Annotated in this window: 12 protein-coding genes; all 12 read right to left on the bottom strand. The window is 58.2% G+C overall.

Annotation, left to right across the window (positions count from 1 at the left end):
* Nucleotides 1–101: 101 nt before the first annotated feature.
* The 12 genes from clpX to MME58_RS08840 all read right to left on the bottom strand — a co-directional run bounded on the left by clpX (nt 102) and on the right by MME58_RS08840 (nt 13,281).
* Nucleotides 102–1,385, bottom strand: a complete 1,284-nt coding sequence (gene clpX, locus MME58_RS08895; RefSeq protein WP_002552735.1) for an ATP-dependent Clp protease ATP-binding subunit ClpX — start codon at nt 1,383–1,385, stop codon at nt 102–104.
* A 106-nt stretch (nt 1,386–1,491) separates the two neighbouring features.
* Nucleotides 1,492–2,133: an ATP-dependent Clp endopeptidase proteolytic subunit ClpP gene (gene clpP, locus MME58_RS08890; protein ID WP_002552734.1), complete on the bottom strand. Its 642-nt coding sequence runs from the start codon at nt 2,131–2,133 to the stop codon at nt 1,492–1,494.
* A 91-nt stretch (nt 2,134–2,224) separates the two neighbouring features.
* Complete coding sequence (tig, locus tag MME58_RS08885; protein ID WP_054987159.1) at nt 2,225–3,535, bottom strand: trigger factor; 1,311 nt, start codon at nt 3,533–3,535, stop codon at nt 2,225–2,227.
* Between the two features lie 630 nt (nt 3,536–4,165).
* A complete protein-coding gene (locus MME58_RS08880) occupies nt 4,166–5,410 on the bottom strand; it encodes an SGNH/GDSL hydrolase family protein (RefSeq protein ID WP_055006360.1) in 1,245 nt (414 codons plus the stop codon).
* Nucleotides 5,407–5,619, bottom strand: a complete 213-nt coding sequence (locus tag MME58_RS08875) for a hypothetical protein (RefSeq protein WP_011168556.1) — start codon at nt 5,617–5,619, stop codon at nt 5,407–5,409. Before MME58_RS08875 ends, MME58_RS08880 begins: the two co-directional genes overlap by 4 nt.
* A gap of 12 nt (nt 5,620–5,631) precedes the next feature.
* The gene (locus MME58_RS08870; RefSeq protein WP_055006359.1) at nt 5,632–6,147 is read right to left on the bottom strand and encodes a DUF2514 domain-containing protein; all 516 of its coding nucleotides are present in this window, start codon (nt 6,145–6,147) and stop codon (nt 5,632–5,634) included.
* Complete coding sequence (locus MME58_RS08865) at nt 6,144–6,677, bottom strand: glycoside hydrolase family 19 protein (RefSeq protein WP_055006358.1); 534 nt, start codon at nt 6,675–6,677, stop codon at nt 6,144–6,146. Before MME58_RS08865 ends, MME58_RS08870 begins: the two co-directional genes overlap by 4 nt.
* A 60-nt stretch (nt 6,678–6,737) precedes the next feature.
* Nucleotides 6,738–7,067, bottom strand: a complete 330-nt coding sequence (locus tag MME58_RS08860) for a hypothetical protein (RefSeq protein ID WP_055006361.1) — start codon at nt 7,065–7,067, stop codon at nt 6,738–6,740.
* A gap of 386 nt (nt 7,068–7,453) precedes the next feature.
* Nucleotides 7,454–8,566, bottom strand: coding sequence for a hypothetical protein (locus MME58_RS08855; RefSeq protein ID WP_055006357.1), 1,113 nt, complete (start codon nt 8,564–8,566; stop codon nt 7,454–7,456).
* A 28-nt stretch (nt 8,567–8,594) separates the two neighbouring features.
* Nucleotides 8,595–9,257, bottom strand: coding sequence for a hypothetical protein (locus MME58_RS08850; protein WP_055006356.1), 663 nt, complete (start codon nt 9,255–9,257; stop codon nt 8,595–8,597).
* Nucleotides 9,254–9,622, bottom strand: a complete 369-nt coding sequence (locus tag MME58_RS08845) for a hypothetical protein (protein WP_055006355.1) — start codon at nt 9,620–9,622, stop codon at nt 9,254–9,256. Before MME58_RS08845 ends, MME58_RS08850 begins: the two co-directional genes overlap by 4 nt.
* Nucleotides 9,619–13,281, bottom strand: coding sequence for a TipJ family phage tail tip protein (locus MME58_RS08840; RefSeq protein WP_055006354.1), 3,663 nt, complete (start codon nt 13,279–13,281; stop codon nt 9,619–9,621). The genes MME58_RS08845 and MME58_RS08840 overlap by 4 nt, the downstream gene beginning before the upstream one ends.
* Nucleotides 13,282–13,312 lie beyond the last annotated feature (31 nt).

Below are 13,312 nucleotides of genomic sequence, written 5' to 3'. Positions count from 1 at the left end.
TCAATTTCTTCATACAAAACGAATGAACGGCTGAAAAATGCAAAAGGGGACCAAAAAGGCCCCCTTCCGTATTACTTCACACGCACAGACACCTGCATGCGTTACGCGTCAGGAGCGACCTTGGCAGGCGGCTCGCTGTTTTCGTAGATCAGCAGCGGCTTGGACGTGCCATCGATGACGCTCTCGTCTATCACCACCTTGCTCACGTCACTTTGCGACGGGATCTCGTACATGGTGTCGAGCAGTACGCCTTCGAGGATGGAGCGCAAGCCACGGGCACCGGTCTTGCGCTCCAGCGCGCGACGGGCAACCGACTTCAGTGCATCGGTACGGAACTCAAGGTCCACACCTTCCATCTCGAACAGCTTGGCATATTGCTTGGTCAGCGCATTCTTCGGCTCGGTGAGGATCTGTATCAAAGCAGCCTCGTCCAGCTCGTCCAGCGTTGCAAGCACTGGCAGACGACCCACGAACTCCGGGATCAAACCGAACTTGACCAGATCGTCAGGCTCGACTTCACGCAGGGACTCGCCAACCTTCTTGCCTTCCTCCTTGCTGCGAACTTCGGCGTTGAAGCCGATGCCGCCACGGGTGGAACGGTTCTGAATAACCTTTTCCAGGCCCGAGAAGGCACCACCGCAGATGAAGAGGATATTGCGTGTGTCCACTTGCAGGAATTCCTGCTGCGGATGCTTTCGGCCACCCTGAGGAGGAACGGAAGCCACAGTGCCCTCGATCAGTTTCAGCAAGGCTTGCTGCACGCCTTCACCGGAAACGTCACGCGTGATCGAAGGGTTGTCGGATTTGCGCGAAATCTTGTCGATTTCGTCGATGTAGACAATGCCCATCTGGGCCTTCTCGACATCGTAATCACATTTCTGCAACAGCTTCTGAATAATGTTTTCGACGTCCTCACCCACATAACCAGCTTCGGTCAGAGTGGTGGCGTCAGCGATGGTGAACGGTACATTGAGCAGACGGGCCAGTGTTTCGGCCAGCAGCGTCTTGCCTGAGCCCGTAGGGCCGATAAGCAGGATGTTGCTCTTGCCCAGTTCGACATCGTCATTTTTCTTGTCGCGCTGGTTCAGACGCTTGTAGTGGTTATACACCGCTACTGCGAGAACTTTTTTGGCACGCTCCTGACCGATGACGTACTGGTCAAGGATGCCGCTGATTTCTTTAGGCGAAGGCAATTTATGCGCGCTGCTTTCGGCCTGTGCTTCCTGCACCTCCTCGCGGATGATGTCATTGCACAGGTCGACGCACTCGTCGCAGATAAAGACCGAGGGGCCGGCAATCAATTTGCGCACTTCATGCTGGCTTTTGCCACAGAAGGAGCAATAGAGCAATTTGCCGTTGTCCTCGCCGTTGCGGGTGTCAGTCATTCGATCGATCCAATCCGGTAGGCTTGCAACACAAGATGAAGGCTATTGCGGGCTTTTTCAAGTCCGCAGGCGGTCGGTTGTGCCGACCCCCTACATTTTGAGCCGCTTAGGCAGGCATTTGACGCTTGTTGATCACCGAGTCGATCAGGCCGTATTCAGCCGCACGCTCTGCGCTCATGAAGTTGTCACGCTCGGTGTCACGCTCGATGGTTTCGAGGCTCTGGCCGGTGTGATGCGCCAGCAGCGAGTTCAGGCGATGACGAATGTGCAGGATTTCCTTGGCATGGATGTCGATATCCGACGCCTGACCCTGGAAACCGCCCAGCGGCTGGTGAATCATCATCCGCGAGTTAGGCAGGCAATGACGCTTGCCTTCTGCACCACCGGCCAGCAGGAATGCACCCATGCTGCAAGCCTGACCGATACAGATCGTCGAGACGTCCGGCTTGATGAACTGCATGGTGTCGTAGATCGACATGCCTGCAGTCACCGAACCGCCCGGCGAGTTGATGTAAAGATGGATATCCTTGTCCGGGTTTTCCGCTTCAAGGAAAAGCAGCTGTGCCGCGATAAGGTTGGCCATGTAGTCCTCTACCGGACCAACCATAAAGATGACTCGCTCCTTGAGAAGGCGCGAATAGATGTCATAGGCGCGTTCGCCACGGGCGGACTGCTCGATAACCATCGGGACCAGGCCGCCAGCGGCCTGGATGTCAGAGTTCTGCTGAATATAAGAATTGCGGGACATGTCCTGCATTCACTCCCAAATAGTCGAGTCTTGAATACGCACAAGCCAGCGCGAAGGCTGGCTTGTGGGTGTTTTCGCACGAAAAGAGAAATCAGTCGGCTTTTGGAGCTTCCACCGGCTTGACAGCTTCTTCGTAGGAGACCGATTTGTCGGTCACGCTAGCTTTCTGCAAAACAGTATCTACAACTTGCTCTTCAAGCACAACAGAACGTACCTCGTTCATTTGCTGCTCGTTCTTGTAGTACCAGGCAACAACCTGCTCAGGTTCCTGATAGGCAGACGCCATTTCCTGGATCATTTCGCGAACGCGAGCGTCATCAGGCTTGAGGTCGAACTGCTTGACGACCTCGGCAACGATCAGACCCAGCTCGACGCGGCGCTTGGCCTGCTCTTCGAACAGCTCAGCCGGCAACTGGTCAGGCTTGATGTTGCCACCGAACTGCTGAACAGCCTGGACGCGCAGACGATTGACTTCGTTTTCCAGCAGCGCTTTAGGCACTTCGATCGGGTTGGCAGCCAGCAGACCGTCCATGACCTGATTCTTGACCTTGGACTTGATCGCCTGACGCAGCTCACGCTCCATGTTCTTGCGAACCTCGGTGCGGAAGCCTTCGATACCGGTTTCCTTGATGCCGAACTGCTTGAAGAACTCTTCGTTCAGCTCAGGCAGCTTTGGCTCGGAAACGGTATTGACGGTCACGGTGAACTCGGCAGCCTTGCCGGCCAGCTCGAGGTTCTGATAGTCCTCGGGGAAGGTCACGTTCAGAACGCGCTCTTCGCCAGCCTTGGCGCCAACCAGACCGTCTTCGAAACCAGGAATCATGCGACCGGAACCCAATACCAGTTGGGTAGCGGTGGCGGAACCGCCAGCGAACACTTCGCCGTCGACCTTGCCCACGAAATCGATGTTCAGCTGATCTTCGTTCTGGGCAGCGCGATCGGCTACTTCAAAACGAACGTTCTGCTTGCGCAGTACTTCCAGCATGTTGTCCAGATCGCTCTCGGCCACGTCGGCAGACAGGCGCTCAACAGCGATGGTGTCGAAACCGGCAACGGTGAATTCCGGGAATACTTCGAAAGTAGCCACGTATTCCAGGTCTTTGCCTTTTTCGAAAGATTTCGGTTCTACAGCTGGAGCGCCGGCCGGGTTCAGCTTCTGCTCAACCACGGCTTCGTAAAAGGTAGCCTGAATCAGATCGCCCAGTGCTTCCTGACGTGCGCCGTCTTCGTAACGCTGACGGATCACGCTCATAGGCACCTTGCCAGGGCGGAAGCCCGGGATCTTGGCTTTGCGTGCGGTCTGCTGCAGACGCTTGTTGACTTCAGTCTCGATGCGTTCGGCAGGCACGCCAATGGTCATGCGGCGCTCAAGAGCGGAAGTATTTTCAACAGAAACTTGCATGGATATTCCTCGTTGCACAGACGTTAGCCGGCCGTTTCCGACCCCAGAATCAAGGGCATGCATTCTAGTGGGTCAAACTCAAGAAGTCACCCTACTGAAAAAGGGCGGATTAACAAGAAGGAATCGGACTACAGCCGGAGGAGAAAGAAAAACACCTCGCATCGCTCGCGACGTGTCTGGCATGCCCCCTATATAAGGAAGCACCTGCACCGGACGATGCCCGAATCCATCTGCATAGCACGCCCCACTCGACCGACGGCGGCATGGCCGTCGGACCAGCGAGGCGATGGAACGAATACGCCAAAACAAAAAAAGCCGCACTAGGCGGCTTTCTTTTTGTACATTCTGCAATCGAAGCGTAACCACTCGACTGCATTTATCCTGGTGCGGACGGAGAGACTCGAACTCTCACACCTTGCGGCGCTGGAACCTAAATCATGCAAATCTAGCTAAAATCTCATTAAATCAGTAGGTTACGACGCCCGCACTCGTCAATACCGTTCAAAGCGACCGCATCATGTCACATTGTGCCGTTATCATCGACACATTTCCGTCACACCCTCCCCCGGCGTCCTGCCGACGAACAAACCAAATCCCCATTCAGAAATTCAGTTAATCCGCCAGACCGACCTATATCTTCCTGATGCCGAACTGCGCGACCTTCACAATCGAGTTCTGCGCCACACCTGCGGCCAGGTACAGGCCCATGCGCGATGTGATGACCGTCTCAGTCAGATCGACAGTGCCGCGCTGCGTCTCAAGCTGCCCGATGAAGCTGGCGGGTAGCGTGAAAGGTTCCTGGTACTTGTCCATCGACCGGTAGTAAATGGTGGTGGACGCGCCGCTGACGGGTTTGGTGATTGTCAGCTCAGCCTCCCAGCCCAGGATGCCGCGCGACGAACCAGCTATCTCCACGGCCGACACCATCTCGATGACATCGCCGGCTGCCAGATTGCCCATAGTGACGTTGGCGATCGGCTGCACGTACACATAACCACCCGCCGCCGCCAGAGTTCCGCCCAGCTCGATGCACTGCGCCTCGCCATAGGCGGCAGGTTCCTTGAACCAGCGCGTGGTGATGCCGGTCAGGCCAGAGCCAACGGCCTTGTAGCTGTCCGCCAGAACAGATCCGGCCACAGCGTTCACGCCAGCCGGGAGCGTGCCGGTAGCACCCAACAGCAGAGGGTTGGTATTGAGGCAGCCATAGGGCCTGATGGCCGAATAAATGTCGCCAGCGTCCGTAGGCAGCGGGATGCCGGGGAATTCGAAGTTGGCATTGATGATCGGCACCGCGCGCGAACTGATGAAGTCGGCGCCAATGATATTGGGGTGCAGCCCCTCCACCGTCATGGCCTCGGTAAACCCATCCCAGATATTCACGACCGGAACGAACTGGCTGACGTAGCTGATCACCCAGTCTTTGTAGGCGATCGCATCGGCCAGCGCCTGACCGGTCAGCGCCTTGCTACCGAAGCGCGGTGTTCCGGTACCGACGATCAGGTACTTACCTGGTGTGTTGAGGAACGCGGTCACGATCTTCATCACGTTGGCTTTCGTGTCAGCCAGGCTCATACCTGCCGTGGTGCTGTCGTTGGTGCGTGACAGCAGCATCCAAAGGTCAGCGGTGGATGAAGCGATGCAGGCTGGTAGCCTGGCCAGGAACTGCCCGGTGTGGTCGCCGACCTTGCCCTGGTTGTCGAGGTAGCTCGGGAAAAGCCCGGCGCGCGCTGCGATCATCGCCGCGTAGCCGTAGGCCTCGGTGCCATAAGCCTTCGCATCGATAGTGTGGCAGTTGCCGGAGAAGCTGTCACCGAGGAGGCCCAGTCCTCGGCGGATCGGCTGGCGGCGCGCTGCCGGATTGACCAAGAGGCTCATCGCGTCACCTCAAAGTAAGCGCCTGCGGTCGGGGTGATGCGGGTATACGAGCTGCCCAGCTCCAGCAGATAACCACCGTCCTTGGCCAGCGTATCGGTCACCACCCAGCTATCGCCGGCCTTTTTCTCGACCGTCACCGTGCCGCCGTTCGCTTTGACGATCAGCATCGTCCGCCCCATGTCTCTTTGAATCAGCTGCGTCGTGGCCATTTTGTTGTTCCGTTACTCAGAGGTAATCAAGGATTTTTGAGATCGCTCGCAGGCCAGCCCGGCTATTCGGGACTGGTCATAAGCCTTTGCCAGCTCTCCCGCTCGCGCGTCAGCCCGGCCGAGCAGGTCGGAGAGCACCATCGCGGCGCGGGTGGCTGCCTTGCCTCGTTCGGTAGCTCCGGTATCGCCGGGCACACAACTTGCCGTGGCTGCCAGCTTTCCAGCTTCGACGCGCAGCCGGTCGCCAGCAGTGTCAGCGACAGCAGCATCAGTAAGCGCAGCGGTCTGTTCTTGTCTTGCATCGTTCGCCACCTGGTTGGCCGCTTTCTGGCGGCGTTGCTCTTCGGTTCGGTACTCGGTGGTCGTGGTGGCCACCACTTCGGATTGGGCGCTGACTTCCTCGGCCCACTTCGCCTTCCAGGCCATCTCGGTGACTGTCACGCCGTGCCGGTATGCCCCGTACAGCGCACCGGCAAGCGCCAGCAGGATCAGCAGCAGGCCGACCGCCTTCCACGGCAGGGCCTTCACGCCAGCACCTCAAGCGCTCGGTCGTACAGCGCCTGCCGATCAGCCAGGCCATTCGTGCCGCCGTTGATACGCTTGGTGATGGTCACGAACTCGCTTTTGTCTGCCAGCGTATTGAGCCCACTCTTGCCCCAGAACCACGCTGCCGACATCGCGGCGTGCTGCGGTAGCTCGAGCAATTCGGGGTGGTCGATCAGGCCCAGGCCCAGCGCTTCGCCGCACTCAGCATAGTTTGCCCGTCCGGTGATCTGGATCAGGCCGCGCCCACGGTATTTGGAGCCATCGCCCGGCACGGTATTGCCCAGGTCTTTGCGCCCCTCGTACCCCAACTGCTGCGGGGTCGGCCCCCATATCTCACGCACGTAGCGCAGTTGGCCGGATTCATGACCGACCTGGGCAATGAATGCCGCGATGCGCAGCGGTGTCACGATCTGGTACTTGCTCATCGCCGTATTGAGAACGGGTGCAAAAACGCCGGCTCTCTGGCCGGCGTTCGGGAGGATCTGCAGTAGTTGCTGCGCGGTGATCGGCATCGATGTTTCTCCAGGCAAAAAAATACCCGCTCGATGGCGGGGTTCGGTGGCAGGTGTACGTTAGGCCAGCGGCTCTTCCACCAGCATCGGTGCGGCGGCGATCTCTGGTATCGCAGGCGCGACCGGCCAGACCGGCGCCTGATACCACGTCGACTGTGCGGTTACCTTGCCCAGCGCGAACTTGTAGGCCTTCCAGGTCTTGAGAACGGGCGCGAGTGCAGCCGCTTCCGCCTCTTCCTCTTCGGTTGCGACTCCAGCATCGATGCCATAGCCCAGCGTTTCAATGCGATCCTGAATGCGAGCGATCTGGACAGCCGCGGCGCTGTTTCGAGCCGCAAGGTCTGCCTTTGCAAGGGAAAGCTCGCGAGCCGCCTGCTCGGCGTCTTTCATTTTTTGCGTAATGAGCTGAGCCCAATCAACCACGCCAATCGTGGAGACCGGTTCAGGCACGGGGAGCACTGGCTCAACCGGGCCGTCGGTGGGCAGGGGATCAGGCAATACGATGAAGCCGTCCGGAACATCAGTAAGCGGCACCGGGAATGCCTGTTCCTGACTGTAGTTCGCAGGATTTGGCAATATCAGTGTCAAGCTGAGCACCCCACCCTGCCTATCAACCTCTCCGTCAAACCATCGCGACTTGACCGAACCGCGCGGCAGAGTGTCCCCGTCGACCATTCTGGAAAAATCGAACGTCTCACCGTTAAGTGTTAGCTGCTCGCCCAACTTAAAAACCTGCAAGGTTTCCTCCATTCGAACTGCCGAAAACTTGATGTTCATCATGCGAACCACCTACCAATAGCGGTATAACAAACATATCCGGATGTTCCGGATACAGGAGATACAACACGGGCAGTTACGGAATTCACTGTAGTCTGCCCTTCAACTGCCGCCCAGCAGTAATATGAGCCAGCTGTGACCACATTAAGAGTTACGCTCGGGAACGCTCCCGCAAATGAGAACGGAAACGTAAAGGCAACGTTGTTACCGGAGTGAAACAAGCTCCCCCCGGCAGTGTTAACTGCCAACGCGTTTGCGCTAACCCCCCTGCATATCATCAAGCCACTTGCAAATTTTACGTAACTGCCATTGTTGTTCGAGCCCTCCTCAACAATAGCTCCAGTTGGAATGCCGCCAGTCTGGGAGACCGTTCCGACTATATTGCCTTCATGATATATAGTTCGGGCGACAGCACCCATTGAGTAACCACCGATCTTAAACCTGTTGTCGGTATCCAGCCCAAGGTGAACACCAAAAACAGTATCTCGTATAAAGGTCATTACAGCCGATGCGTTGTTGTTCGCGGCATTGGCAATCCGCAACGCCGTGTTGCTGTCGTTGTTCGTTGAACTTATGGACGCGATACCGGGCGGCGCGCCAGAAAAAAGGCTTGTTCCGACTGACGAGTTGCCCGCACCCAAGCGCACGCCACCTAATGCCAGGATAGCCTCGCTTGCTGTCTTCTTGCCTGTGCCACCCTGCTCAATCGTCAGAGCCGTGGTCAGTCCAGACAGTGAAAGAATGTCGCTGTTGTTCCCACTGGCCGCTGCCGCAAGTGCTGCACGCACGCCTGCCTGGGTGCCGGAGTTACCCAGCAAGGCAAGCGTATTGCCAAACTGATTCACGAACGCCCGAAGCGCGTCTGCAGAATCCTTGACGTAGCCCTGCATCGGAGCCAGCGCGTACCCGCCCGCGTTGTTGGTGGTGCCCTGATAGTTCGGCGCAATCGACATCGCGGTATTGCTGGCGATGTTTGTTACCTCATACCAGCCACCATCGGGACCGCGAAAGCCATCGCCTACCCGGCTGTTTGCTATGAATGCGGTATTGGTGCCAATGACCGCATTCGAATTTTGGGTGACGGAAACCGTCCCCGACTTATACCAAGGCATTGAAAGCTCCTAATTTGAACGCCTTGATTTAGGCGGTAAGTTTTGCGCAGAGGAACGGGCGGTGCCCCTGGTCTGTCCATGCGGTAGTTGCGAGGCTGTAAAGCATGATCTTCGAGTTCGCGTAGTCCACAGCGATGCCGCATCCACCACCGTTCGCGCCGTTGTGGCAATGAAACGCAAACGAATTTATGGATATGAACTCCCCTACTCCAAGCGCTTTGTCGATGCTCCACCTGTAACGCTGGCCAACGCTGAGTTGCTCGCTGCCCACATATGTCCAGTTACCGGCAGCGAAAGTGACGACCACAGGCGGCGCACCGCTGTCGTATACAAGCTCGCTGCCCGGCCCCCAAATACGCATTCCGAAAGATGCTGTACCCATAGATGCCCAAGCCGCGATGAAGTATTGACCGCTCAGCGTGCTCTGAACGTTTGATGCCTTCATTGCGAAGCCGGTCCAGTTGCCCGGCCCACCAGTGAACCAAACTGATATCGGCACCTGAACGATGCCGTTTTGATCAGGCCTGATGAATACCAGCGGCGGGTCAGCACTTGTTACCGCGCGCGGAAAGGTGACATTAGCGTTTGTTGTTCCTGAATAACTGCCCTTCGTGAGCACGCAAAGCCGAGGCGTCTCCGAATCAATCTGCACGTAAGAGCTGTCGTTGATGCTGATAACGCCAAAGCTCATGTCTTGAACCTCACTGCAAAGCCTTTCGCGACGATGCGCGTCTGGTTGGTGTTGCCGAGATTGGCTGAAGGGTTGGCTGACCTAAGTACCACCTGCCCGGCCGATGTGGTCACGTAGGGGTATGACTTGGTGTTGCCGGCGGCATCGCCCTCGGCGGACTGAATGTCCTGCGCCCTTGTGGGGATGACCATGAAGACGCAGTTGGCCGGATCAAAGCCAGGGATGCTCAGCGTGATTACCTTTGCCGTTGATCCGGACGTGTCACTGAAATCGATAACCCCCTGCCAAATGACCTGATAAGTGAACGTGGTCGTGTCCATGACCAGGTTCGCGTTTTCATCCCAAACCCTGGAACCGAAACTCATGCGTCAAGATTCCCCCATTGGTAGCGCTTCACGCCGTTCTGGTCGAACACCTTTCCGCCCGCGCTGTTGATGACTTGACGCCCGCCGCCGCCCAGCGCCGAGTTGATCTCGAATGATCCGTCCTTGTTCAGAATCCATCCTGTTTGTCCGGCCACGTAGTTTGTCGAGCTGATATAACTCCCGATCTTGGCGTTGGTGATGGTGCCGTCTTGGATGAATGCAGAGTTGATGAATACCTGACCGTTCTGCACGGCGAACGGGACAGAAATTGCACCTCCTGCCATGGAGTTGACCACCGCAAATCTGTCAGCGCTGACCAGGAACTGGCTTTGCAGACCCGCTCCGGTGTTCTCGATGCCAAGCCCAATCCCCGCAGCGATGTACTGTCCGTTTGCAGCGACCTGCATCTTGACGGACCACATCGTGTTCAGCTTGCCGTCCGTGTTTGCCTGCGCCGAACTCACGGTCTGAACCGCCGCGCTAGCACCGTTGGCCGTGGCCTGCACCTGATCCAGTTTCGTGGACAGCGCGCCATCAGCGCTCGACCTGGCCGTTGCCTCTGACTGTATGGCTGCCGAGTTATCGCCTACCTTCGTGGTCAGTTGCGTAAGCGCGGTCGACGTAGCTGCCTGACTGGTCGTGACCACTTCACGCAGATCGGTGACCTGAGCACTGTTCGCCCCAACAGTGGCGCTCAGTTGAGTAACGGTGCGGGCCATCGCCTCGTTCTGCGTCGCCCGCGTCGTCTGCTCCTGCACAATGCTGGCGGCGCTGTTGTAGCCCTTCAGGGCATCCGCCAGGTCACCCTCGCCGTCGTCTTCCCGGTAAGCGGCCCGCAGTGCTTGCATGCTTGATGCCTGGGCAGTGACAACGCCATTCAACTCACTGATTTCGGTGGTGTGAGTCTGGACTTGGGCCGCCAGGCCGTTTGCCGTCTCCAGCAGGTTGCCCACATCTTCCCAGTAAGCTGAATTCGGCGGCGGCGTCGAAACAGGCACGGCCTGCTCGGCCTGATATATCCGGCCATCCACCACGACCATCTGACCTTTTTCATAGGCGTGATTTGGGTCGTAGGCCTTGAGTCCGTCCAGAGCGTTGATCTGGTCCTGCAGTTGCTCGATCAGCTCGATCTTTTCCAGCAGGTTTTGGCCAAGCTCGGTTTCTCCAATCTGACCGGCAATCATTTCAAGAATCGGCCCAGCATCACTGCTGGCCTGCCCCATTACGCCCGCGCCGGTCGGATACCACGGGCCAATATTGCCGGTCCGATCCACCAGCCGCGCCCAGAAGAAGAACGTCACACCCGCCAGTAGCCCTTGCATGACGTGTTCCGACTGAGGGTAGGCCAGGTCGCTGAGCTTCGTGGCCTTGGCCAGGTCGGTCGTCGGCCCGTACCAGATTTCGGTGCGCTGCGTATCCTCTGCGCCTGATGGGAAAGTCCACTTGAGCTTGATGCCGAAGATCAGCGATGCAGCAGTCAGCGAGGTGACGGCAGGCGGCAGGCCCTCTTTACCCTTGAGCTGGGTCAGCATCGAATTCCGCCAGCTCGACGAGATGTCATAGGCGCTGACGGCACGCACTCGGGCGAGATAGGCACCGGCATAGATGCCAGTGATGTCGACGCTGGTGGAGCCGCTACGCTGTACCTTGATCCAGTTGCCGCTGTCCTTGCGCCACTCGACGTCATAAGCCACTGCACCGGCCACGTCGGGCCAGCTGATGGTCATCGTTGTAACGGCCAGGCCTTGCGCGATCGCCGTCGTCGAAGTCAGCGAAACGCTGGCAGGCGATGGAACAACGGTGATCGGAATGACGCTGATCGGACGCTCCTCCAGCCGTGCACCGGTGTCGATATAGGCAAACTTGCTCGGCTCGTACTGAAGAGCGGTAATTGCGTACTCGCCTTCCGCACTGCGCTTGACGCTCAGTACCCGGTACAGAGGGATAGCCAAGTCGTCGGCGTCCAGCGCCCACTGCAACTGTGCGGTAGGCGTCTCGCTGTAAGCGACGGTGACGGTGACTGCCCTGCCTGCGACCGACTGCACGGTCCGGCCTTCAGCCTGTCCGCTGGGGAGGTTGACGATCAAACGGTCACCTGCCTTTGCCAAGGTATCGCGGTCAAGCGTCACCACTCTCCCGGCAGCGCCAGCAATACGCCCGCCTACCTCACGGCCAGCCAACAGCGAGTCAGCTACCGGGATGATGTAGCCAGGCAGCGGGATCGCGCCCTCCATGCCGGTACTGAAGCTGACGGTGCGGTCTTGGTTGTTGCTCATAACGACCCACTTACCGCGACGCTGCCCCTCAGAAGCACGGGTGCATCCGATGGCAGTCAGCTCGGTCGGCTTGTCACCGAAGCGGCGCTGCAGCACAGGGTCGGCGAACGGGATGACGTCGGTATCGTAGTTGTTGTCCGGGTTGTCGTAACTGACGATGGCACGGGTGTAGCGTGTCTTCGCCGAGGCGCTGCCGTAGGTGAACTTACCATCGATGACGTTGGCGCGAGTGAAGACATAATCGAAGTCCTGGCTGCGCGGCATATCGGCCTGCGCAACCAACTGGCCTTGGGCCCAGTAAGTCATGCCGCGATAAATACCGGAGATATCACGCAGCAGCGACCATGCTTCGGCCTTGCCCTGCAGGTTCATATCGCACAGGAAGCGAGGTTCTACGCCGCCCACACCATTTGGTACATCCTGGTCGCAGTACTGCGCGATGCGGTACAACTCCCACTTGTCGACCATCCACGGCTTGATGCGTTTACCCAGGCCAAACCGATCTTGAGTGCATACGCCATATGTCACCCAGGCAGGGTTATTGGTCCATGCCTCTTTCATGGAGCCGTCCCACACGCCCGAATAGGTGCGGTTGAACGGATCGTAATTGCTCGGCACCTGCCATTTCCGTGCTTTGCACTTGACCGTCACTGCGGGAATGTTGGTGAACTGCTCGGCATCGAACTCGATGTAGAGCAGCGCCGTGTTCGGGTAGCGCAGCTTTGCGTCGATGACCTCTGTGAGCCCGGCCACCAGCATGGTGTCGGCGATCTTGTTGGTGTTCTGGTTGGCGGTCAGGCGGCGGACGCGGATCTGCCAGCCTGAAGTCGCGGCGGGCAAATCGATGCGGCGCGAACGCTCGTAGCGCGTGGTGGTTTTGCCGTCCACGGCCTCCAGCAGTGCCTCTTTGTAGCTGCCGCCATCAGTGGCCACGTCGATGGCGTATTCAATGCGGTACCCGCCGACATTCCCCTCGTCGTCCTGCTGCTGGAGCGCGGGCCATGCAAGGCGCACGCGCACGGCTGACAACTGAGTATTGGTGATCGAGCGAACCCAGGGCGAGTCATTGCGCAGCTCGACGTTGACGGTCGTCTCGTTGTCGATGGACGGAATGCCGGGAATATATGACTGATCAACCGAGCCGGTGCGCCATTCCCATTTCACGTTTTGGAAATTGACGTTGCCGCTGGCATCGTTGATCGGCGTGTTGTCGAGGTAGATGTCGGCAGCCGTCGGAGTGCCTTCAAACTCGCCCTCGCCTACGGCGATGAGCAGCTTGGCCAGGTTGGTGGAGCGCAGGCTATCGGAGGCCTCGGTCGGCGACTTGGGACTGCTGCTGCCGCCTTTCTCACCGTGGATATCGATCTTCAGTGCTGCGCCCATGCTTTTCTCCAGGCATAAAAAAACCGCCTCT

Origin of the sequence: Pseudomonas syringae pv. tagetis (assembly GCF_022557255.1) — a bacterium.
Taxonomy (GTDB): Bacteria; Pseudomonadota; Gammaproteobacteria; order Pseudomonadales; family Pseudomonadaceae; genus Aquipseudomonas; species Aquipseudomonas caricapapayae.
This window is presented reverse-complemented; position numbering and strand designations above follow the sequence as displayed.

Bases quoted from the DNA above. Each gene is read 5' to 3' on its own strand.
- clpX (WP_002552735.1), bottom strand. From the start codon at position 1,385: ATGACTGACACCCGCAACGGCGAGGACAACGGCAAATTGCTCTATTGC.
- clpP (WP_002552734.1), bottom strand. From the start codon at position 2,133: ATGTCCCGCAATTCTTATATTCAGCAGAACTCTGACATCCAGGCCGCT.
- tig (WP_054987159.1), bottom strand. From the start codon at position 3,535: ATGCAAGTTTCTGTTGAAAATACTTCCGCTCTTGAGCGCCGCATGACC.
- MME58_RS08880 (WP_055006360.1), bottom strand. From the start codon at position 5,410: ATGAGCCTCTTGGTCAATCCGGCAGCGCGCCGCCAGCCGATCCGCCGA.
- MME58_RS08875 (WP_011168556.1), bottom strand. From the start codon at position 5,619: ATGGCCACGACGCAGCTGATTCAAAGAGACATGGGGCGGACGATGCTG.
- MME58_RS08865 (WP_055006358.1), bottom strand. From the start codon at position 6,677: ATGCCGATCACCGCGCAGCAACTACTGCAGATCCTCCCGAACGCCGGC.
- MME58_RS08860 (WP_055006361.1), bottom strand. From the start codon at position 7,067: ATGAAAGACGCCGAGCAGGCGGCTCGCGAGCTTTCCCTTGCAAAGGCA.
- MME58_RS08855 (WP_055006357.1), bottom strand. From the start codon at position 8,566: ATGCCTTGGTATAAGTCGGGGACGGTTTCCGTCACCCAAAATTCGAAT.
- MME58_RS08850 (WP_055006356.1), bottom strand. From the start codon at position 9,257: ATGAGCTTTGGCGTTATCAGCATCAACGACAGCTCTTACGTGCAGATT.
- MME58_RS08845 (WP_055006355.1), bottom strand. From the start codon at position 9,622: ATGAGTTTCGGTTCCAGGGTTTGGGATGAAAACGCGAACCTGGTCATG.
- MME58_RS08840 (WP_055006354.1), bottom strand. From the start codon at position 13,281: ATGGGCGCAGCACTGAAGATCGATATCCACGGTGAGAAAGGCGGCAGC.